This window comes from Pseudomonas asplenii, assembly GCF_001293465.1.
Classification (GTDB): Bacteria; Pseudomonadota; Gammaproteobacteria; order Pseudomonadales; family Pseudomonadaceae; genus Aquipseudomonas; species Aquipseudomonas fuscovaginae_B.
In genome coordinates this window covers 148,975-171,167 of sequence record NZ_JSYZ01000025.1, presented here as the reverse complement: position 1 = coordinate 171,167, position 22,193 = coordinate 148,975, and the positions used below count along the sequence as shown (strand labels likewise).

15 protein-coding genes are annotated in these 22,193 nt (G+C 65.6%); 7 read left to right on the top strand and 8 right to left on the bottom strand.

Going from position 1 to position 22,193, the window contains the following annotated elements; all coding sequences use genetic code 11:
* Window positions 1-15: 15 nt before the first annotated feature.
* The 3 genes from PF66_RS27485 to PF66_RS27475 are packed head-to-tail and all read right to left on the bottom strand — an operon-like array spanning window position 16 to window position 5,804.
* Window positions 16-1,443 carry an efflux transporter outer membrane subunit gene (locus PF66_RS27485; RefSeq protein WP_054064403.1) on the bottom strand — a complete coding sequence of 476 codons (1,428 nt, stop codon included), beginning with the start codon at window positions 1,441-1,443 and terminating at the stop codon, window positions 16-18.
* Window positions 1,427-2,590: an efflux RND transporter periplasmic adaptor subunit gene (locus PF66_RS27480; RefSeq protein WP_054064402.1), complete on the bottom strand. Its 1,164-nt coding sequence runs from the start codon at window positions 2,588-2,590 to the stop codon at window positions 1,427-1,429. Before PF66_RS27480 ends, PF66_RS27485 begins: the two co-directional genes overlap by 17 nt.
* Window positions 2,583-5,804, bottom strand: coding sequence for an efflux RND transporter permease subunit (locus PF66_RS27475; protein ID WP_054064401.1), 3,222 nt, complete (start codon window positions 5,802-5,804; stop codon window positions 2,583-2,585). Before PF66_RS27475 ends, PF66_RS27480 begins: the two co-directional genes overlap by 8 nt.
* A 220-nt stretch (window positions 5,805-6,024) precedes the next feature.
* On the opposite strand from PF66_RS27475, the gene PF66_RS27470 reads away from it, so the two are divergent.
* Window positions 6,025-6,429 (top strand): hypothetical protein, encoded by a 405-nt coding sequence (locus PF66_RS27470; RefSeq protein ID WP_054060373.1) that lies wholly within the window; start codon window positions 6,025-6,027, stop codon window positions 6,427-6,429.
* 29 nt (window positions 6,430-6,458) lie between these two features.
* Window positions 6,459-6,869: a hypothetical protein gene (locus PF66_RS27465; protein WP_054060372.1), complete on the top strand. Its 411-nt coding sequence runs from the start codon at window positions 6,459-6,461 to the stop codon at window positions 6,867-6,869.
* Window positions 6,870-6,956: 87 nt separating this feature from the next.
* On the opposite strand, the gene PF66_RS27460 is transcribed toward PF66_RS27465, so the two are convergent.
* Window positions 6,957-8,966 carry a hypothetical protein gene (locus PF66_RS27460; protein WP_054060371.1) on the bottom strand — a complete coding sequence of 670 codons (2,010 nt, stop codon included), beginning with the start codon at window positions 8,964-8,966 and terminating at the stop codon, window positions 6,957-6,959.
* Window positions 8,967-9,210: 244 nt separating this feature from the next.
* Entirely contained in the window at window positions 9,211-9,903 is a 693-nt protein-coding gene (locus tag PF66_RS27455; RefSeq protein ID WP_081009921.1) for a YoaK family protein, read from the bottom strand.
* Window positions 9,904-10,101: 198 nt separating this feature from the next.
* Between PF66_RS27455 and PF66_RS27450 the strand changes: the two genes are divergently transcribed.
* Entirely contained in the window at window positions 10,102-11,748 is a 1,647-nt protein-coding gene (locus PF66_RS27450) for a phospholipase D-like domain-containing protein (RefSeq protein WP_054060370.1), read from the top strand.
* A gap of 148 nt (window positions 11,749-11,896) precedes the next feature.
* On the opposite strand, the gene PF66_RS27445 is transcribed toward PF66_RS27450, so the two are convergent.
* Window positions 11,897-13,126, bottom strand: a complete 1,230-nt coding sequence (locus PF66_RS27445; RefSeq protein WP_054064400.1) for an NADH:flavin oxidoreductase/NADH oxidase family protein — start codon at window positions 13,124-13,126, stop codon at window positions 11,897-11,899.
* Window positions 13,127-13,204: 78 nt separating this feature from the next.
* Here PF66_RS27445 and PF66_RS27440 point away from each other — a divergent pair, with 78 nt between their 5' ends.
* On the top strand, window positions 13,205-13,621 hold the full coding sequence (locus tag PF66_RS27440) for a MerR family transcriptional regulator (protein ID WP_054064399.1): 417 nt from the start codon (window positions 13,205-13,207) through the stop codon (window positions 13,619-13,621).
* A 43-nt stretch (window positions 13,622-13,664) separates the two neighbouring features.
* Here PF66_RS27440 and PF66_RS27435 read toward each other — a convergent pair whose 3' ends face one another.
* On the bottom strand, window positions 13,665-15,203 hold the full coding sequence (locus tag PF66_RS27435) for an MFS transporter (protein ID WP_054064398.1): 1,539 nt from the start codon (window positions 15,201-15,203) through the stop codon (window positions 13,665-13,667).
* A 256-nt stretch (window positions 15,204-15,459) separates the two neighbouring features.
* Between PF66_RS27435 and PF66_RS27430 the strand changes: the two genes are divergently transcribed.
* The 3 genes from PF66_RS27430 (at window position 15,460) to PF66_RS27420 (ending at window position 20,424) form a co-directional block, all read left to right on the top strand.
* Window positions 15,460-16,353 (top strand): LysR family transcriptional regulator, encoded by an 894-nt coding sequence (locus PF66_RS27430; RefSeq protein WP_054064397.1) that lies wholly within the window; start codon window positions 15,460-15,462, stop codon window positions 16,351-16,353.
* A 293-nt stretch (window positions 16,354-16,646) separates the two neighbouring features.
* Window positions 16,647-18,236, top strand: a complete 1,590-nt coding sequence (locus PF66_RS27425; protein ID WP_054059820.1) for a TerC family protein — start codon at window positions 16,647-16,649, stop codon at window positions 18,234-18,236.
* 100 nt (window positions 18,237-18,336) lie between these two features.
* Window positions 18,337-20,424: a putative bifunctional diguanylate cyclase/phosphodiesterase gene (locus PF66_RS27420; RefSeq protein ID WP_054064396.1), complete on the top strand. Its 2,088-nt coding sequence runs from the start codon at window positions 18,337-18,339 to the stop codon at window positions 20,422-20,424.
* A gap of 115 nt (window positions 20,425-20,539) precedes the next feature.
* Here PF66_RS27420 and PF66_RS27415 read toward each other — a convergent pair whose 3' ends face one another.
* Complete coding sequence (locus PF66_RS27415; RefSeq protein WP_193394237.1) at window positions 20,540-21,991, bottom strand: DHA2 family efflux MFS transporter permease subunit; 1,452 nt, start codon at window positions 21,989-21,991, stop codon at window positions 20,540-20,542.
* Window positions 21,992-22,193 lie beyond the last annotated feature (202 nt).

The window sequence follows — 22,193 nt, the reverse complement described above, 5'->3', positions numbered from 1 at the left end:
AGCCTGCTTCCAGCGTCAGCCCTGGCCCTGCGGGCTCCAGCCCCCACCCAACGCCACCATCAGCCCGACACTGGCCTGCAACTGCCGGGTCTGCAGGGCCTGCAACTGTCGTTGCGCCTGCAGGGCGGCGGTCTGCGCGGTGACCACATCCAGGTAGTTCACCGCGCCAGCCTGGTAGCTGTTCATCGCCAGGGTCTGGGTGTGCTGCGCGGCATTCACCGCAGCCTGTTCGTCCCGGGCTTCCTGCTGCAGGTCGCGCAGTTGCGCCAGGTTGTCCTCGACCTCCCGCACCGCCCGCAATACATGGCTGCGGTACTGGGCGGACGCTTCCTCGAACTCGGCCTTGGCCTGCTGCTCCTGGGCACTGATCCGCCCACCATCGAAGATCGGCAGGTTGACCAACGGCCCCAGCGCCCAGTAACGGTTACCCGCCGACAGCAGGTTACCGACACCCTGGGTCTGGCCACCGACCAGGCCGGTCAGGCTGAAGTCGGGGTACCAGGCGGCCTTGGCCACGCCGATCCCGGCATTGGCGGCGAACACCCGGCGTTCGGCGGCGGCGATGTCGGCACGACGTTGCAGCAGGTTGCTCGGCAAGGCGCCCGGCACTTGGGGAATCGCCAGGATCTGCGGGGTCGCGGCCAGCTGGAAGTTGCTCGCCGACTCCCCGACCAGTTCGGCGATCGCATGCTCGGCCAGGTTGCGTTGCCCACGGACTTCGTCCAGTTGCGCCTCGGCTTCGGCCAACTGGCTCTGGGCACGGGTCAGGTCGAGTTCCGAAGCGATCTTGCCTTCGTAGCGATCACGGGTCAGTTGCAACGCCTGGCTGTAGTCGTCCAGCGAACTGGAGAGAATCCGGCTCTGGGCATCCAGGCCATTGAGCTGGATGTACAGGCTTGCCAGTTGTTGCTGCAGGCTCAGCCGTGCCACCGCCAGGTCGTCGGCCGAAGCCTGGGCCTGGGCGTCGCCGGCGGCGACCTGGTTGCGGATACGGCCCCACAGGTCGAGGTCGAAGTTCAGCGCGAAACCGGCGGTGTTGCTGTTGTACACCGAAGGCTGGGTGCTGCCGCGCAGTGGGCGGTTGTCCGATTGCCGCTGGCGTTCGGGCTGGGCACTCGCGCTGATCTGCGGGAACAACCCGGCATGCAACTGGCTGGCGTAGGCCTGGGCACCGTCATAGTGGGCCAGGGCCGCCGCCAGGTCCGGGTTGGCCGTGAGCAGGCGCTGTTGCAGGTCGTTCAGGTGCTCGTCCTGGAACAGCAGCCACCACTGGCTGGACAACGGGTCGCCAGGCCTGGCCAGGTGCCAGGGGCCGTCGCTGGTCTGTTCGCGGTACTGCGCCGGCAGGTCGATCTGCGGCACCTTGTAGGTCGGGGCCAGCGAGCAGCCTTGCAGGCCGGCGATCAATAGCAGCCAGGCGCCGAGTTTAAGCTTTGCGGGCATGCTGTCCTCCGGCGTCGGCGAGTTTCACCAGGTCACCTTCGCGCAAGGCGTCCGGCGGGTTGTCGATCACGGTGTCGGCGGGCTTCAGGCCCTGGTCGATGACCAGGCGTTCACCCAGGTCCAGGCCGATATGGATATCGCGCAGGTGCACGTGTTTCTGCGCATCGAGCACCGCCACCTGGGTGCCCTTGGCGCGGAAGATCAGGGCGCTGGCGGGAATGCTCACGCCTTGGGTATCGGCCGGCACCGGGAGAGTCGCCTCGGCGTAGTCGCCCGGCAGCAGGGCGTTGTCCGGGTTGTCGGCGACGAACTGCGCCAGCAGGGTGCCGGAGCGCGCATCCACGGCTGTCGAATTGCCCACCAGGCGTGCGCTGAAGGTCTTGCCGGGGTGTTCCGGCACGCTCAACCGCACCTGCAGGCCGGGACGAATGACGCTGGCGTAGTTCTGCGGCACTGGCACATACAGCCGCAACTGGTGGGTATCGGCGATATCGAACAGTTCCGGATCGCTGTCGCTGTCGGCCTTGATCAACTGGCCGATGTCGGTGTTGCGGGCGGTGATGGTGCCGCTGAACGGGGCGCGGATGGTCTTGTAGGCCTCCAGCGCCGCCAGCCGTGCGTAGTCGGCCTCGGCGGCCTGGGCATTGGCCCGTGCCGCCGCCGCGTTGGAGCTCTTTTCATCGGCCTCCTGTTGTGACACCGAATGGGTGCTCACCAGGTTCTTCCAGCGGGTCGCGGTGGTCTGCGCCAGGCGCGCGTTGGCCTGTTCCTGCAGCATATGGGCATGAGCCTGGGCAACCTGCTGGTCGAGGTCCGGGCTGTCGATCCGGGCCAGGACCTGGCCGGCCTGGACCTGGCTGCCGATGTCACTGGTCCAGTCCTTGAGGTAGCCGCTGACCCGCGCATGGATCGGCGCCTTGCTCCAGGCCTCCAGGCGGGCCGGCAGGCGCAGGGTGTCGCCGGCAGCGTTCTGCGTTGGCTGGAACACGCTGACCATTGGCACGGCGGCGGCTTCGGTCCAGGCGGTCACGTCCCGTTCGTGGCGGGTTCGCGCGGCAATCCCGTTGGCCACCAGCAGCGCTGCCAGGGTCAGGCCGCCGACGCCCAGGTAGAGCAGGCGTTTGCCCGAGGGTTTGCGATCAGTCATGAGTCATTTCTCCAGCTACGGCGCGAAGGGGTTGTCGGCGACCATGCACCAGGCTGAACACCACGGGGACGAACAGCAGGGTGGCAGTGGTCGCCAGGATCAGACCGCCGATCACGGCGCGTCCGAGGGGGGCGTTCTGTTCCTGGGAGAGGGCCAGCGGCAGCATGCCGATGATCATCGCCAGGGCGGTCATGCAGACCGGGCGAAAACGGGTATAGCCGGCTTCCAGGGCGGCCTTGAGGGCATCGCCGTGCTCGGCCAGGCGTTCGCGGCAGAAGCTCACCACCAGGATCGAGTTGGCGGTGGCCACGCCCATGCACAGGATGGCACCGGTCAGCGCCGGCACCGACAGCGAGGTGCCGCTGAGGAACAGCATCCAGACGATCCCGGCCAGGGCCGCGGGCAGGGCGGTGATGATCACGAACGGGTCGATCCAGGACTGGAAGTTGACCACGATCAGCAGGTAGATCAGCACCACCGCGCCGAGCAGGCCGAAGCTCAGGCCGCTGAAGGCTTCATGCAGGGCGTCGATCTGCCCGTGCAGGCTCACCACCGCCCCCTTGGGCCGCAGCGATGCCGCATCGTCGAGGATCTTCTGCACGTCATGGGCCACCGCTCCCAGGTCACGGCCCTGGACGTTGGCGTAGAGATCCAGGGTCGGCTGGATGTTGTAGTGGGTCACCACCGCCGGGCTGGGGACCCGGTTGATGGTCGCCAGGCCACCGAGGATCTGCGACTGGCCGTTGCTGCCGGTCACCGGCAGGGCTTCCAGCGCGGGCAGGCTGTCGAGGCGGTATTGCGGAGTGGCCGCGACCACGCCATATGACACGCCGTTGGCCGGGTTGAGCCAGAAGGTCGGGGCCACCTGGGAACTGCCGGCCAGCGAGGCGACCATGCTGTTGGTGACGTCACGTTCGGTGATTCCCAGGCCCTTGGCGCGCATCCGGTCGACGTTTACCTGCAGCGACGGATACCCCTCGGACTGCTGGATCCGCAGGTCGGCGATGCCCGGCACGTGTTGCAGGCGACGCTGCAGTTCCACGGCGAACTTGCGGTTCTCCTCGGCACTGCGGCCGGAGATCTTCACGTCCAGCGGCGCCGGGGCACCGAAGTTGAGGATCTGGCTGCTGATGTCGGCGGGCAGGAAGGCGAACTGGCTGCCGGGGAAGCTTTCCGGCAGGGCGCTGCGCAGTTGCTTGACGTAGTCGGCGGTCGGCTTGTGACCGGGCTTGAGCGTCACCTGGATATCGCCGTCCTGCGGGCCGATGGTACCGCTGCTGCTATAGGCCATGTCGATGCCGCTCAGCGGGATGCCGATGTTGTCGACGATGTTTTCCAGCTCCTCGGCGGGAATGATCTCGCGAATCCGTGCCTCGATACGGTCGAAGGCCGCGGCGCTTTCCTCGATCCGCGAGCCCAGTGGCAGGCGCACATGCAGGGCCAGGGCGCCGGCGTCGGTGGCTGGGAAGAAGTCCTCGCCCAGACTCGGCAGCAGGGCGAAGGAGGCCAGCACGCAGCCGAGGAAACCGAGCAGGAAGCGCCGGCGGCAACCCAGGGCGAGGGTCAGCAGACCATGGTAGACGTCGCGCACGGCGGAGAAGCCGCGCTCGAAGCTCTGCTGGAAGTTCAGCAGGCCCTGCAGCAGCGCATGGCGCTGGCGACCGTGCTGATCGCCTTCGTGATGATTGATGAACGCATCTTCCGGATGGTGGCCGGGACCGCCCTCGAGCACGTGGGGCTTGAGCAGGAACATCGCCAGGGTCGGCACCAGGGTCCGCGACAGGATGAACGAGCTGGCCATGGCGAAGATCACCGCCAGGGCCATCGGCCGGAACAGGTAGCCGGCGATGCCCTGCAGCATGAACATCGGCACGAACACGATGCAGATACACAGCAGCGAGACGAACGCCGGGCCGACGATCTGTCTGGCGCCGTCGAGAATCGCCGTCTTCACCGCCTTGCCCTGTTCCAGGTGCCAGTTGATGTTCTCGATGGTCACCGTCGCATCGTCCACCAGGATCCCCACCGCCAGCGCCAGCCCGCCGAGGGTCATGACGTTGAGGGTCTGGCCGGTGGCCGCCAGCAGCGCGATGGCCGAGAGCACCGCGAGCGGGATCGAGGCGGCGATGATCAGGGTCGAGCGCCAGCTGCCGAGGAACAGCAGGATCATCGCGCTGGTCAGCAGGGCGGCGATGATCCCTTCACGGGCCACGCTGCCCACCGATTCCTTCACGAACACCGAGGCATCGCCCAGCAGCGAGGTCTTCAACTCTGGCGGCAGGGTCTCGTTGATCAGCGGCAGCATGCTGCGGATGCCGTCGACGATCGACAGGGTGGAGATGTTGCCGTTCTTCATCGCCGGCATCAGCACCGCCCGCCGGCCGTCGACCCGCACGACGTTGGTCTGTGGCGGCGAGCCGTCACGTACGTGGGCCACCTGGCCGATGGTGATCAGTGCACCGTCGACGGTCTTGATCGGCAGGTCGTTGAGTTCGTCGATCACCTTCGGGCTGTTGTTGAGCAGCACAGTGTATTCGTAGGGGCCGAGCTTGGCGGTCCCCACCGGGATGATCTGGTTCTGCGCCGCCAGCGCATTGCCGACGTCCTGGGCCGACAGACCCTTGGCGGCCAGCGCCTGGGGATCGAGGTCGAGGGTGATCTGGCGCTGTTTGCCGCCCATCGGGGTCGGCAGGGCCAGGCCGGGTACCGAGGTCAACGGCAGGCGGATGTTGTTCTGCACCAGGTCGCGGATTTTCGCTTCCGACAGGGTTGGGCTGGAGAATGCCATCTGCAGGATCGGTACTGTCGAGGCGTTGTAGTTGAGGATCAGCGGCGGAGTGATGCCCGGCGGCATCTGTTTCAGTACGGTCTGCGACACCGCTGTCACCTGGGCGTTGGCGGTGCGGATATCGACGCCGGGCTGGAAGAAGATCTTGACGATGCCCATGCCGGGCAACGATTGCGACTCGATGTGCTCGATGTCGTTGACCGTGGTACTCAGCGAGCGCTCGTAGGTATAGATCACCCGGCCGGCCATGTCGTCGGGGGACAGGCCGTTGTACTGCCAGACCACCGCCACCACCGGGATGCCGATATCGGGAAACACGTCAGTGGGCGTACGCAGGGCCGCCAGCGGCCCGATGATGCAGATGAAAATCGCCAACACGATGAACGTGTACGGCTTGAGCAGTGCGGTCTTTACCAGCCCGAGCATGCCTTGAACCTCCGGGGAGTGGAATTGCAAACCCCGGCAGTCTTGCCGCTGGAACCTAACGTTTGGCTTTCACCAACATGAAGGATCTTTTAGGTAACGACTTAAATTCCCTTCATTTCCCTTCATTTGTGAAAACCGCTCTATCTCGCCACTCTTGGCGCCGATCCGACGGCGATCCCGTCTACCGAAACCCCAGATGAATGTGAGAGGAGTTCATACGATGAACCACAAACCGCTGCTGCTGATTCCGACCCTGGGCCTGGTCTGCCTGCTCTCGGCCTGTGCCGGCCCCCTGCCCAAGGCTGACCCGAGCGAGGCCTGGATCGGCCTGCAGGGCCAGTCGAGCGACAACCTGATGGCGGAACGGGTGGACGGCAAGCGGGTGGACGACGGCCGCTATTTCGAAGTGGCGCCCGGCAAGCATGATCTGGAAGTGACCCTGATCCAGGGCGCCAACGGTGACCTCGACCAGCCGGAGTGCACCGGGCATGTCGAGTACGACCAGTTCAAGGCTGGCAGGCAGTACCACCTGGTGCAGTCCGGTTCGGGCAGCGATGTCGGCGCGATCCTGGTCAACGACCACGGCAAGCCTTTGGCCCAGTCCCATCTGTTCTCCTGCATCTGACGGCTCTTTTATCTTCGAGGTGACCCTGCATGACACTCAAACCGCTGATGCTGCTTCCCACCCTGGGCCTGGCCGTCCTGCTTTCGGCCTGCGCCGGCCCAATGCCCAAGGCTGACCCGCACCAGGCCTGGATCGGGCTGCAGGAGGAAGCGCCGAATGACCTGCTGGCCGAGAAGGTCGATGGCAAGCCGATCGATGACGGACGCTTCTTCGAAGTGACGCCCGGATCCCACAAGCTGGATGTGATGCTGGTGGAGATTCCGGTCGGCGATGGTAATCAGGAAGACTGTTCGGGAGAGGTCTCCTACAAACAGTTCAAGGCCGGTGAACACTACAAGCTGGTGGAGTCGAGCCTGGGCCAGGAAGTCAGTGCTCGCCTGCTGGACGCTCATGGCAAGGAAGTGGCCCATACCGGCGACTTCCAATGCATGCCGGGTTGAGGCGGCAATGGCAGTTACTGCACCGGGCCCCGAGTTGGGATCTACCGCCTGACGCCCGGTGGCAGCAAGAGCTACAAACGCAGATAGTCAGTATGGCGCGGCACTGATGGTCGCGTTGCGCCAGGCGGTCTGCAGCTGCTCGTCGAGCAGCGCGGGCACGCTCTTGCCCGGCTGTTTCTCCAGGCTCAGCTTCAACCCGTTGAGCGAGCGGCCGCTGAGGCGGTTCTGTGCCAGATCTTCGCGAAACACCTGCTCGGCGTCGGCGTACTGCTGCTGTTCCAGCAGCGCATAGCCGAGGGATTCACGCAGGGTGTAGTACCAGTCCGGCGGCTCGTTGTAGGCCAGTTGGTCCTGGATCTCGACCGCCTTGCGCCAGGCGGCGATCACCTGGGCCGGGTTGTCGCCCTGCAGGGCCTTCAGGTCGGTGAGCAGGTCCTGTTGTGGTGCCTTGGTGAGCACCTGGGCGGCACTTTCCTTGAGGGCCATCAGGTCCAGCTTGCCCTGGCTGCTGGCCTGGGCCCTGTTCAGCAGGATCAGGTTGGCGATACGGAACAGCTGGAGGGCGTCGTTGTTGCCGTACTTCAGGGGCTTGTCACCCTTGAGGCTGTTGTCGACCGTCTGCCAGTATCCCTTGAGTGCCTCACCTGCCTTACCGCTGTCGGCTCCTGGCTGGGCCAGTTGCTTGTAGGCGTCGGCATAGGCCTTCATGGCCTGGGTGTAAGGAGCGGTCAGTTCCACCCAGGGTGTCTGACTGCCCTTGGTCGCGGCGGTGCAGGTGTCGTTGATGGTCTTGAGGCCGGCGATGATTTTCGGCTCGATCCGCGCCAGCGCGTCCCAGTCCTGGAAGCGTACGGCGAAGTAATAGGGTACGGCGTAGAAGTAGTCGGATTTGGTGGCGATCTCGTCAGGGTACTGCTTGCAGAGAAAATCCAGCGCGGCGTAGCGGGTGGTGTTTTCCACCAGTTCCTCGGCCATGTTCATCGTTTCGTTCTGCCGGCCCTCGATGGACAGGGTCCAGGTCAGGAAGTGGATGTTGTGCCCCAGGTAGTGCAGCGGGTAGGGGCTTTGCGGGTTGACCTGATGGGTGTAGGCGCGATCGACCGACACCGCGGTGTAGTTGGTGACACTGGCCAGGGCGTTGTTGCCGATGCGCTGGTAGATGTGCGATGCCATGTGCACCAGGTGGCCGATCGCCGGGTTCTGGTCGCGAAAGCGCTCGGCCATCGGCAGGCCGCTGGCGGGGAAGGGCGACTCTTCGATGGCGTGGATGTAGAAGTGGTTGGCGCCGGTGTGGAACTGATCCTGGACCAGCACCCGGTTGAGTACCTGCAGGGCCTCGTAGGCGTGCTGGGTCGGCTCGACGTCGTTGGAGGTCGCCGCGGAGCCTTTCCACCATTTCCACGGTTCCAGGTTGAGCAGGGCATCGGCGTACAGGGTGGCGGCATCCAGGTCGTCGAAGTAGGTCTGCGACAGCTTTTTCATGGCCTCGGCGTAGCGCTCGTTGCCCTCCCTGCCGAGGAGTACCTTGCCCTCCTTGAGTGTGTACAGGCTCAGGAACGCACTGGCGTAGTCGACTTCGCGCTGCAATTGCCGGGGGCTGAACTTGTCTTTGGCGAGCGGATCAGCCTGGCGCGCCTTGGCCTTTTCGAGGGCGATCTGGGCCGAGCGATAGGCCAGGCGATCGCAGCCGAGGGTGGCGTCGCTGTTGATGTTCGAGTTGGCCGACAAGGCGATGCCCCAGTACGGCATCGCCGAGCCCTCGTCGACGCGGCTGGCCTGGTAGAAGGCACGGATGGCCTCGGCGAAGTTGAAACCGTACTGCAGGGCGATGCCCTGGCTGTAGAAGGCTTCGACCTTGTCGGCGTCCTTGAGGGCGACCAGCGGGTAGCGGGTGCCGCCCAGGCCGGAGAGCAACCGGGCCGGCTGGGTGTCCTGGTCGCTGACACACTCGAGCAGGCTGCGCTCGTAGGGTTCGTCGGGCGGGGCCGGGACGAAACTCTTGGATTCTTCGGCACCGCCGTGGACATGGGCCTGGGCGGCGCCGGCCAGCAGGCAGAGGGCGAGCAGCGAAGGTTGGAACAGGTGGCGTACATCCATGTAGCGGTTACTCCAGAGGGGGGCGGTTGATCATGTGGCGGTAGTGCCGGCCCATTCGCTGGCTTGCCAGCGAATGGGCCCTCAAGCCTTATCCCGCAGTTTCCATTCGATACCCAGTATTGTTGGGTTTTGGTGGAATGGCAATTTGCCGCTACGGCATTCGCTGACGGCCGGTGCCCTGGTCATCGGGGGAGATAAGCACCACGGGGGGAGACGCCGGGCGATCGGTGTGCCCGGCCGGTGTTCAGGTGCGCAATTGATCCTTGCGATGGGTATTCAGGCAAACCCCGATGGCCACCACCACCGGCAGCAGCAACCCCCACAGCCCCGTCGCCAGATACAGCAGCGCGGCACTGACGCAGCCGGCGGCGAAGGCCAGCAGGGTGGTGCAGATCGGCTTCAGACGCTGGCGGATCGTCGCCCGTTGCGCCGGGTCATGCTCACCCCACAGGGCGAACACATCGATGGCGAACTGGGTGACGTTGCCGGTCATCAGGGTGGTCGGCGGCGCGCCCTTGAGGTGCTGGCGGGAAATCGCATTCTGCACCGCCATGGCGGCGACGCCGGTCATGCCGGTGATCAGCGCCGTGGTGCTGTCGCCGTCGGCGAACGGGCCCCAGCAGATCGCCAGCCCGGCAAAGGCGGCGAGCATCAGCGTGTGAGCCACCAGCAGCAGGCGCAACGGCACCAGGCCGCGGCGGTGAATCGCTACGGCGGCCAGGTGCGTCAGGCCCACCACCAGCACGAAAACCGGCAGCGCGATCAGCTTGGACAGAGCGCCGGAGGCGCCATGGACGATGCTCACTCCCAGGGTCACGAAGTTGCCGGTGACATGGGCGGTGAACAGGCCCTGCAGGGCGAGAAAGCCCAGGGTGTCGACGAAGCCGCCATTGAAGCTCAGGGCCGGGGCCACGCTGGGGTGCAAGGAGGATTCCATGAAAGGTCCTTTCGGGTTCGGGAAGGAAAACCGCAGGAGGGTGTCAGCCCGCCGCGGATCATCGATCAGCCTAGAGCCCGGCGCGGCCTGGTGCTTGTATCTGGGTGCTGAATGTTTCATTTCATGGGCCGGTAGGCATACTGTCGACAAAGTTGGCTAGCCTTCTCCTCTCCAGCCGATCTCTCAAGGATGTGATGCATGCGCGTACTTCAAAGCAATGCCCAGGACGATTTCCGGGTCAAGGCGTATGCCGGCACCAGCGGGGTGTTGCTGGCCTTCGACCTGGCCGAGTCACGCCGTGCCGGCCTGCTCGGGTTTGCCATCGAGCGCCAGGTGGGCGACAAGCCCTGGCGGTTCCTGTTCAACAGCCTGACCTTTCCCGGCAGGGAGCACACCTTCCCCCAGTATCACGCCACCCCCAGTGACGTCGCACCGCTGCAGAAATTCCGCTGGGCCGACTACAACGTCGAGCCCGGTAGCACCTGCAACTACCGCGTGCACCTGGCCTATGGCACACCGGCTGCGCCGCGACTGGACGAGTCGCTGGCGATCAGCGTGACCACCGACAACGGCATGCCGAAGAACCAGCGGGTGATCTTCAACCGGGCGGTGGCGGCGAGCCAGGGGTTCGAGCGCAAGTTTCCCCAGCTGGACCAGCAACTGACCGGCCAGAAGGACCTGCCGATCGAGCAATGGCCGGACGCCGCCCGCCTGTGGCTGGAAAACGGTCTGCTGGAGGCGCTGCTCGGTTTCATCGCCCGCGCCCGGGATGCGCAGTGGGGGCTGGATATCGCCATCTACGAATACCAGTTGCCGGCGATCGTCGAGGCGGTGAATGCGGCCAACGCCCGCGGCGCGCGCATCCGCGTGCTGTATCACGCCAAGGTCGGGGACGAGGACACCGCGCTGAACGAGCAGAGCCTGGCGGCGATTCCGGCCGCGAGCAAGCGCGGGCGGGTCACCAGCAAGATCTTCCACGACAAGTTCATCGTCCTCAGCCAGCGCGACGCCGCTGGCGAGTATCAGCCTGCGGCGGTGCTGTGCGGCAGCACCAACTTCACCGCCAATGGCGTGTACCGCCAGGCCAACGTGATTCATATCCTCGACGACCAGCGCCTGGCGACCGAATACAGCCAGGTTTTCGAACAGATCTGGGCGGCGCCGGCGGATGTGGCGGCGACTCGCAAATGGATCACTCAAAATAATCCCATGGACCCCGGCCAGCCGCTGTTCGCCGGTTTCTCTCCGCGCACTGGCCGGGCGGACCTGGCGGAGTTCGTGCAGATCATCACGGCGGCGCAGAAGGACGTGCTGTTTGCCACGGCCTTCGCCTTGCCCCAGGATATTCTCGACGCCCTGCTCGGCAAGCCCCATGACGACGTGCTGCGTTTCGGTCTGCAGAACACGGCCAGCAGCATCTCCGGTATTCACGCCGACCGCACCGACGATTTCGTCGCCACGGCGCTGCTCGGCAGTGGCCTGGAGGGTTGGATCAAGGAGGGCCTCAAGGGGCAGAAGGGGCGCCTGCTGGTGCACACCAAGGCCATCGTCACCGACTTCACCACCGATGCCCCGACCATCATCAGTGGCAGTCATAACCTCAGCGTCGGGGCCAGTGAGGGCAACGATGAGAACTTCCTGGTGATTCGCGGCGATGTCGACCTGGCGGATCGGTATGGGCTGGAGATCCTGCGTTTCTATGAGCATTACCGGTTTCGCTATTACGCGAAGAAGCTGGCGCTCAAGCAGGTGCAACCGCTGGCGCCGGATGACAGTTGGAGCGATGCGTACTACAAGGATGGGGACCTGAGGATGTTGTCGCGGTTGCGGTTTGCCGGGCGTTGACAGGGGCCAGGGCCGAGCCCGGCGGTCATTTGTCCAGCGCTTTCGCGGGCAAGCCCGGCTCCTACAGAGTGTGTCCGAACGATGCTCTTGTGTATGGCGCAAACTTGTAGGAGCCGGGCTTGCCCGCGAAAGCGCCCTGCCAGACGCATCACCGCTGGCGCTTCATCGCCGCCCGATACTGCCGCGTCCGGCGCCCGATGAACAACCGGTCCAGTACCAGGGCCCAGGCCGGTGAAACCTCGGGTCTGGTCCGGCGCCCCTGGCTCAGGCGCTTGAGCTGGAACTTCACCACCGCCATGTTTGCCAACGCCGCCAGCGGCTTTTTCTTCCAGCGGATCGTGGGCAGTTGCGGGTGGCTGTCGCGGCCTTCGCGCCAGTGACGGGGCAGGTTGGGCTCCACGGCCAACGCGGTACCGATGCCGGCCATGGCGACGCCGCTGTCGAGTACCTGTTGGACCACAGGCAGGCGGCGGATGCCGCCGGTGACCATCAGCGGCATCGTCGCGACTTTCGCCAGCTCACCGGCCATTTCCAGGAAGTACGCCTCGCGTGCCAGCGTCCGGCCGTCACGCGCTTCGCCCTGCATGGCCGGCGCCTCGTAGCTGCCGCCAGACAGTTCGACCAAGTCCACCGGCAGGGCGTTGAGCCATTCGATGACCTGGCGGGCGTCGTCGGCGTCGAACCCTCCACGCTGGAAGTCCGCCGAGTTGAGTTTCACCGCCACGCAGAAGCTCGGCGCCACCTCGGCGCGAATCGCCTTCACCACCTCCAGCAGCAGGCGGGCGCGGTTTTCCAGGCTGCCACCCCAGCGGTCGCTGCGGCGGTTGCTCAGCGGTGAGAGGAACTGGCTGAGCAAATAACCGTGGGCGGCATGGATCTGTACACCGGTGAAGCCTGCCTGTTCGGCCAACCGCGCGCTGCGGGCGAAGCGGGCGATCACCTCGTCGATATCGGCTTCACTCATGGGCCGGGGTTGGGCGAACATTCTGGAAAACTCGCCCATCTCCAGGGACACCGCCGAAGGCGCCAGGCTGGCCTGGCCGAGATTGGCCGGGGTCTGGCGGCCGGGGTGGTTGAGCTGCACCCAGAACTGCGCCCCTCTGGCCCTGCCGATGGCCGCCCACTGGCGGAATTTGCCCAGGTGGCGTTCATCCTCCAGCACCACGCCGCCGGGGCCGGTCATGGCCCGGCGGTCGATCATCACGTTGCCGGTCAGCAGCAGGCCCGCTTCGCCGTCGGCCCAGGCGCGATAGAGTTCCATCAGGGGTTGGGAAGGGGCATTGTCCAGGTCGGCCATGTTTTCCTCCATGGCGGCCTTGGCAATGCGATTGGGGATCTGTACGCCGTTGGGTAACGACAATGCCTGGAAGGGTGACATGCTTGACTCCGGGGTAGTGGAGGGCTCAGGCTAAGTTTAAAGTAAGGTTTAATGTCAATAGCCGCTGCGAGGATTTCCATGAAAATCGGTGAACTGGCCCAACGCAGTGGCCTGGCGGCCTCGAAGATCAGGTTCTACGAGGCCCAGGGGCTGATCCGCAAGGTTCGTCGCCAGGCCAACGGCTATCGCGAATACCCGCCCGAGGTGTTGCAGACCCTGTCGATCATCCAGTGCGCGCAGCAGGCCGGCTTCAGCCTGGAAGAGTTGCGTGCACTGGTGCCGACCAGCGAGCCCGGGACCTGGGACCATGATGAAATGATTGCCAGCCTGGAGCGCAAGATCGGCCAGATCGAGTCCATGCAGGCGCGCCTGGCCCAGAGCAAGCTGCAACTGCTCGGCGTGGTGAACAGCATCCGCAACAAGCCGGCGGATGTGTCGTGCCGGGAGAATGCCGAACGCCTGATGACGTCGCTGGCAGGGCCCCTGGACGGCTGAACAGGGCCGGGCAAGCCTTGCGCCCCGGCCCTCTGCGAAGCCGTTACTCGCGCACCAGGGGCAGCGCTTGGGTGCCGGGCAGCGGCTTGCGCATCAGGGTGCCGACCACCACGGCGCCCAGCAGTGCCAGCAGGCCCGCCAGCCAGAGTACCGTACCAAAACCGCCGACAAAGGCCTGGTGCGCCAACGGTTGCACCGCCGGACGGGCCGCTTCCGGTAGCGTCGCCATGGCCGCCTGCATGTCACCGGCCACCACTCGCGAAGCGATCTCCTGGGCCCGGTCGAGCCAGAGGCTGGCCTGGCTGGCGAGACGGGCGTGCAGCAGATCCCGGGTATGCCCGGCCAGCACGGCGCCGAAGACCCCGATGGCCAGCACGATCGCGCTGAAACGCATGGTGGTGCTCAGGCCCGAGGCCATGCCCGTCCGATCGCGGGGCACGCAGGCCATGATGTTTTTCTGCGTGTCGCCGTTGAGCAGCCCGGCACCGGCGCCGGTCACCGCGATCGCCAGGCCGAAGCCCGGGTAGCCGCCGCTGGAAACCGCCCAGGCACTGAGCAGGTTGCCGCAGCCGACCAGGGCCAGCCCGGTGGCCATCAGGGTTGCCGGTTGCAGTCGCGACGCCAGCCTCACGCCGATGCGCGGGCAGATCAGCATGGTCAGGGCGAAGGGCAGCATGCCCAGCCCCGAGTCGATCGCCGACAGCCCCAGGCCGTTCTGCAGGTAGAACGGCAACAGCGTCATCATCACCTGGGCGCAGCCGGCATAGGCGAACATGCCGAGCAGGGCGCCGATGAAGCGCGGATGGCGAAACAGCTGCAGGTCGACCATCGGCCGTTTCTGCACGCGCTCGACCAGCACGAACACCCCCAGCAGGGCGCCGCCGGCGAGCAGGCGGGTACTGGTCAGCGGGTGGCTCCAGCCGATCCGGTTGGCCTCGATCAGCCCCCAGATCAGACACAGCAGCGCACCGCTGAAGGCCAGGCTGCCCCAGGGATCGAGACGCGCCGACTGGCTGTCGCGCGATTCCGCGACCGCATGGCGGACCAGCGCCACCAGCAGCAGGCCGATGGGCAGGTTGATGAAGAAGATCCAGCGCCAGCCCAGGTACTCGGTGATCAGCCCGCCGACCGTCGGCGCGGCGGTCATCGCCAGGCCCATGCAGGCCCCCCAGAAGGCCCAGGCGCGGGCGCGCTCGACCTCGTCATGAAAGGTGTGGCCGATGGTCGCCAGCGCCGAGGTCAGCAACAGCGCGGCACCGACGCCCTTGACCGCCCGCGCGATATCGAGGAACAGGCTGTCGGGCGCCGCGCCGCAGCCCAGGGAGGCGAGGATGAACAGGCCCAGGCCCCAGAGCAGGGTCTTTTTGCGCCCGAAGCGGTCGGCGATGCTGCCAGCGGGCAGCAGCAGGGCGGCGAAGGCCAGCATGTAGGCGCTGACCACCCATTCGATCGCGGTGAAATCGGCGCCCAGGTCGCGGGCGATGCTCGGCAGGGTCACGGCGACGATATTGGTGTCCAGGACAATCAGCGAGCAGACGCCGGACGCCGTGAGCAATGTCAGTCGCGGGCTCACCCGGCTCACGGCCGGGCCTGCACGGGCAGGGTGGCAGCGCTGGTCTTCGAGGCTTCGCTGTGCATGATTGCCTTGAAGGCAATGACGGTGGACGAGGCGGTCATTGCAAGTCCAGGTCGGTCGCATTGGCTGAAGGATAAGGGTGGAAGGTATTTGACGGGCATGTTCAGGGCTCTCTACTGTGGCGGTGAGAGCAGCTTATCGCGGGCAAAACCCGTCTGCGTTAGGCTGGCCTTGGCACTTCATTACCTTTGAGCTAATGACCATGGAAATCCGTCATTTCCGCTATTTCCTCGCCGTGGCCCGGCAGCGCAACTTCACCCGGGCGGCGGAACAGCTGGATATCGCCCCGCCGACCCTCACCCGGCAGATCCAGGATATGGAAAGCGCTCTCGGGACCCGCCTGTTCCAGCGCGGGCCACGCGAGGTCAGCCTGACCGAGGCCGGCGCGGCGTTGCTGCCCGAGGCCGAGGCGACCGTGCGCCAGTTCGAGTTCGCCCAGCGCAATGCCCAGCGCGCCGGACGGGGCGAGATCGGCCATATCGAGATCGGCTATGTCGCCTCGGCGGTGTACTCGGGCGTGCTGCAACAGCAGGTCAAGGCCTATGTCCGCGATTTCACCGATGTCAGCCTGAACGTGCGGGAAAGTCCCATGGCGGCGCTGCCGGGGCTGATCGCCGAGGGGCGTTTCGATATCGGCTACGTGCGTTCGCCGATGTCGCTGCCCGAGGCGGTGGAGGCGGTGCGCCTGAATGCCGAGGGCTTCGTGCTGGCGCTGGCGGACGACAGTTGGCTGTGCCGCTTGCGGAACATCGCTGCCGAGCATCTGCAGAACGAGACCTTCGTGCTGCCGGAGCAGATCAACGGTACCCTGCAGGTCGCAGCCCAGGGCGGCTACGCGCCGCACCTCGGGCCGCAGCCCGGTGGACTGGTGGCGGTGATTGCCGCGGTCTCGCTGGGCCAGGGGGTGGCGGTGGTGCCCGAGTCGGTGATCGGTCACGTCAACCTGCCGAATGTGGTCTATCGACCGATCGTCGGCTGTCAGGCGACATCCTGGCTGTCGCTGATTCATCGGCGTTTCGAAAAGGCGCCGGCGGTGGCCCGCTATATCGAACGGGTTCGCCAGGATTTCCGCGCTGAGCGGGGCGCCGCGCGGTAACCGTCGCGCGCTGCGCTTTCATGATTTGAAATAGTTTGCCTGTCAGGCGGTTCTTCGGGGTCATGTAGGATTTATCTCCCTATTGGTCATTCAGGTTGGACATGAACACCCTCGCGGAACCTCCCGGTCGTCCCCTCACGCTTTCCTTCATGCACGCGCCCCGGTCGTGCGCCAGGCCCGGCAATCCCCCTGTCGAGCGTCTTTTCCTCTGTTGCCGCGTCGTCTCCTGGCCGTCCCCGGGCTCGGTACCGTCGTACGCGTCTGTTCGAATCCACTAAGGGAGCGCATTTTTCATGGAGTGGTTGGCTGACCCCACGGCCTGGCTTGGCCTGTTGACCCTGATTTTCCTCGAACTGGTGCTGGGTATCGATAACCTGGTGTTCATCGCGATCCTGGCGGACAAGTTGCCGCCGCACCAGCGCGACCGCGCCCGTGTCATCGGTCTGTCCCTGGCGTTGCTGATGCGTCTGGGCCTGCTGGCCAGCATCGCCTGGATGGTGACCCTGACCCAGCCGCTGTTCGAGGTGCTGGGCAAGAGTTTTTCCGGCCGCGACCTGATCATGCTGTTCGGCGGCGTGTTCCTGCTGTTCAAGGCCACCATGGAGTTGCATGAGCGGCTGGAAGGGCACGTCAGCCAGCGCTCGGCGAATGGCGGCTACGCGCTGTTCTGGCCGATCGTCGCGCAGATTGTGGTGCTCGATGCGGTGTTCTCCCTGGATGCGGTGATCACCGCCGTCGGCATGGTCGAGGAACTGTCGGTGATGATGATCGCGGTGATCGTCTCCATCGGCCTGATGATCGTCGCCAGCAAGCCGTTGACCCGTTTCGTCAACGAGCGGCCGACGGTGATCATGCTGTGCCTGGGTTTTCTGATGATGATCGGTTTCAGCCTCACCGCCGAGGGCCTGGGCTTGCACATTCCCAAGGGCTACCTGTACGCGGCCATTGGCTTCTCGGTGCTGATCGAGCTGTTCAACCAGGTGGCCCGCGCCCGGCGCAAGCGCTCTGCCCACGGCCAGCGGCCGCTGCGTGAGCGTACCGCCCATGCGGTGCTGCGCATGCTCGGTGGACGACGGTTGTCCAGCGAGGAAGTGGGCGAGGAGATCGCCGACCTGCTTGAGCCTTCGGCGGACGAGGCCCAGGTGCCGTTCGAGCGCAGTGAGCGGGTGATGATCAGCGGCGTGCTGCAACTGGCCGAGCGGCCTATCCGCACGCTGATGACGGTGCGGGCGCAGGTCGACACCCTGGACGTCGCCGACAGCCCGGCGCTCGTTCGGGAGAAATTGATCCGTTCGTCGTACTCTCGCCTGCCGCTCATCCGCCAGGGGGCGGTCGACGAGCCGCTGGGCTTCGTGCACAAGAAGGAACTGCTCAAGGCCTACCTGGATGGGACTGAACCGGGACTGGAGTTTTTGGCTCGCCGGGCGATAAACCTGTTAGACAGCTACTCTGTGCTCAACGCCCTGGAGCAGATGCGCCAAGCCTCGACCCATATCGCGTTCGTGGTCAACGAGTTCGGTGATTTCGTCGGTCTGCTGACCATGACCGACATCCTTGAGTCGATCGCTGGCGAGTTGCCCGATGCCAGTGAGGTGGAGGGTCCCGAGGTGGTTGAGGAAGCGCAGGGTTTCCAGGTCAGCGGGGCCATGACCCTGAGCCGCGCGCGGCAGCGCCTCGGGATCGAGGCCCGGGCCACCGAGGATTACCAGACGCTGGCCGGGCTGGTGATGAGCCTGCTGGATCGACTGCCGATGGTCGGCGATCAGGTGCAGTGGGCGGGGTGGCGGATGACCGTGGTCGCGGTACGAGAGCGGCGGGTGACCCGGCTGTTTCTGGTGCGTTTGCAGGAGGGTGTCATGGAGAGGACACAGGGGGCTTGCTGATGAGTCGATCTTTCCCGTGCGCCTGGCGGCGAAGCGGGTAGAATCGGCGCCTTTTTGGTAGTCCGGAGGTGGCTCCGGCATGAGGTTTCAGGGTATTTCGATGCTCATTGGCAGTTATTCATCGTCGCTGGTCCTCATGTCGCTCTGCGTGGCGATCCTGGCTTCCTATACCGCCCTGGATCTGGCCGGGCGGATTGCCACCGCCAGCGGACGGGCGGTCTACCTGTGGATGGCCGGGGGCGCCCTGGCCATGGGCGTGGGGATCTGGTCGATGCACTTCGTCGGCATGCTCGCGTTCCGCCTGCCGATCGAGCTGGGCTACGACGGGCCGATCACCGCCTTGTCACTGCTGATCGCCATTCTGTCCAGCGGTTTTGCCCTGTGGCTGGTCAGCCAGCCGCGCCTGCCGCTGATGCAACTGGCGTTCGGCTCGCTGATCATGGGCGCCGGCATCAGCGCCATGCACTACACCGGCATGGCGGCCATGCGGATGCAGCCCGGCATCGACTACGACCCGACCCTGTTCGGTGCTTCTCTGCTGATCGCCGTCAGCGCTTCGGCGGCGGCGCTGTGGATCGCCTTCCACCTGCGCCGCAACACGCCCTATATCCGCCTGGCCCGCAGCGGTGCCGCGGTGATCATGGGCGTGGCCATCGTCGGCATGCACTACACCGGCATGGCCGCGGCGAACTTCCCCGAAGGCAGTTTCTGCGGCGCGGCAGCCAGTGGCCTGGCGGTCAAGGGCCTGGACAACCTGGTGCTGGTGACCAGCCTGGCGGTGCTGTCGATCGCCTTGCTGACTTCGGTGCTCGATGCCCGGCTGGAGGAGCGCACCGCCGACCTGGCCGATTCCCTGACCCTGGCCAACCAGGAACTGACCCAACTGGCCCTGCACGACAACCTCACCGGCCTGCCGAACCGGATACTGCTGGCCGACCGCATCGACCAGGCGATGCACAAGGCGAGTGCCGAAGGGGGGTGTTTCGCGCTGATGTTCATCGATCTGGACGGTTTCAAGCCGGTCAACGATGCCTTCGGCCATCATGTGGGCGACCAGTTGCTGCGTGTCGTCGCCCATCGCCTGCGTGACGACTTGCACTCCCAGGATACCCTGGCCCGGATCGGGGGCGACGAGTTCGTCCTGCTGGCGCAATTGTCCGAGCAGGATGACGCGCTGCAGGTGGCCACGCGTCAGGTCAGCCTGATTTCCCAGGTGTTCCAGGTGGCCGAACAGGATCTGCAGATCTCCGCGAGCATTGGGATCGTGCTGTATCCCGGCAGTGGCCGCACCGCCGAAGAGCTGCTGATGAACGCCGACGCGGCGATGTACCACGCCAAGGGTGCGGGCAAGAATGGCTACTGCTTCTTCGACGCCTCGATGAACGGCAATGCCCGCAAGAAGCTCAAGCTGCAGCAGGACCTGCGCCAGGCGCTGGAGACGGGCGAGCAGTTCCGCCTGCACTACCAGCCCAAGTTCGACGCCGTGAGCGGCTTGCCGATCGGTGCCGAGGCGCTGGTGCGCTGGCAGCACCCCGAGCAGGGGCTGATGATGCCGGACGCCTTCATCACCCTGGCGGAGAAGAGCGGGCTGATCATCCCGATCGGTGAATGGGTGTTGAACGAAGCCTGTCGACAGATGCGCCAGTGGTACGAACAGGGCTACCGGGACTGGCGTATCGCCGTGAACCTGTCGGCCCAGCAGTTCTGCCACTCCGGGCTGGTGGCCAGTGTCGCCAGTGCCCTGGCCCGGCACCATCTGCCGGCCAACAGCCTGACCCTGGAAATCACCGAAACCACCACCATGAGCGATGCCGACGCGAGCATGACGGTACTGCGCCAGCTCTCGGAAATGGGCGTGGATCTGTCCATCGATGACTTCGGTACCGGCTACTCCAGCCTGATGTACCTCAAGCGGCTGCCGGCCACGGAATTGAAGATCGACCGGGGCTTTGTCCGCGACCTGGAGCACGACTCCGATGATGCCGCGATCGTTTCGGCGATTGTGGCGCTGGGGCAGGCATTGGGGTTGCGGATCGTTGCCGAGGGCGTCGAGACCGACAAGCAGCGCGACTTCCTCACCCGCCTGGGTTGCAATTCACTGCAAGGCTACCTGCTGGGGCGGCCGATGCCGGCCGATCTGTTCATGGCCAGTATCCGCCAGGCGCAGGAGCAGCAGGCTACGGGGTGAGGTGGGTACGCCGGGTACCTCCAGCTTGCTGACCCCCTGTTATTGTGGGAACGGGCTTGGCCGCTTCCACCAATCCTCCTCCCAAACTGCCTCTGCAAGCTGCAAACAGGTGTCCCTACACTGCCAGTGGAGTTTCGCCGCCGACGTTGCTGCCGGTCCGGGTCCGCATCAAGGTCGCGGCCATTCCGGCACCCAGCGCGGAAAACATCGCCCCGGCCAGAAACGCCGCCTGGTAGCCGTCATTGAGCGCCACCAGCTCCGCCACCCCGGCGCCCAGGTGCAGTTGCGTGCGCGCCGCCGCCAGGCTCGCCAGGGCTGCCAGCCCGAGTGCCCCACCCATCATGAACGCGGTATTGACCATGCCCGAGGCCAGCCCCGATTCGGACGGCGCGACATCGTTCATCGCCGCCAGCAGCAGCGGGTTGAAGGCGATCCCGGCACCCAGCCCCAGCAGCACCATACCCGGCAGGATATCGTGGACGAAGTTGCCATCCACCGGTGCCTGGGCGAACAGCAGCAGGCCGAGCGTCGCCAGGCCCAGCCCGGCGGCAAGCGGCCCGCGGATGCCGAAGCGCATCACCAGCCGGGCCGAGATTCCCAGGGAGAACACCGCCATGATCAGGTTCGCCGGCAGGAACGCCAGCCCGACTTCCAGCGGCGTGTAGCCCAGCACCAGTTGCATGTACAGTGCCGAGAGAAAGAACCAGGCGAACATCGCCGCGGCCCACAGTACCCCGACGACATTCGCCACCGCCAGGTTGCGCAGGCGGAACAGGCGCAGCGGCATCAGCGCAACCTTCACCCGGGTCTCGACCAGCAGGAACACCGCCAGCAGGCCGATGGCCAGCGCCAGTTGCCCGAGGGTGCGTGGCGAGCCCCAGCCCATCTCGTTGCCATTGACGATGGCGTACACCGCCAGCATCAGCGAGGCGGTCACCGTCAGGGCGCCGAGCACATCCAGGCTGCGCTCGGGATGCTGGTTGAGAGACCTGGACAGCAGGCGCAGCGACAGCACGATCACCGCCAGGCCGATCGGCAGGTTGACCAGGAAGATCCAGTGCCAGCTCAGGGTGCTGGTCAGCACCCCGCCGAGCAGGGCCCCGAGGCTGCCGCCACCGGCGCAGACGAAGCCGTAGACGCCCATGGCCTTGGCGCGTTCGGCCGGCTCGCTGAACAGGTCCATGATCAGCGACAGCGCCACGGCGGTGACCACGGCGGCAGCCAGGCCCTGGAAGGCCCGGGCCCAGATCAGCAGGGGCTGGGTCTGGGCGATGCCGCAGGCCAGCGAGGCCAGGGTGAAGAAGGCGATGCCGAGCAGGAACAGGCGGCGATGCCCGTACAGGTCGCCCAGGCGACCACCGAGCAGCAGGAAGCCGCCGAAGGTCAGCATGTAGGCGTTCACCACCCAGGCCAGGGCGGTTTCGCTGAACTGCAGGTCGGTCTTGATCGATGGCAGGGCGACGTTGACGATGGTGGTGTCGAGCACGATCATCAGCACCCCGAGGCACAGTACTACCAGGGCCAGCCAGCGCTGTCGGGGATTGGAGGAGGTATCAGGCACGGTCATGATGGTCTCTCTTATAGGCAGGCGCGAGAGTTTAGGCATCGGTTCATGACGGGCTCAATGGTGAAATTGTCGGTGGATTGTGAAGAGGTGTTGCCGGGGGACGTGCGCTTGGAACTGAAGGGTCTACGCAGGAAACCGTGGGAGTCGGCGCGCTGGCGATAGCGGTGTCACGGGATTGTTGCGGGGCTCGTTGGCCCTTTCG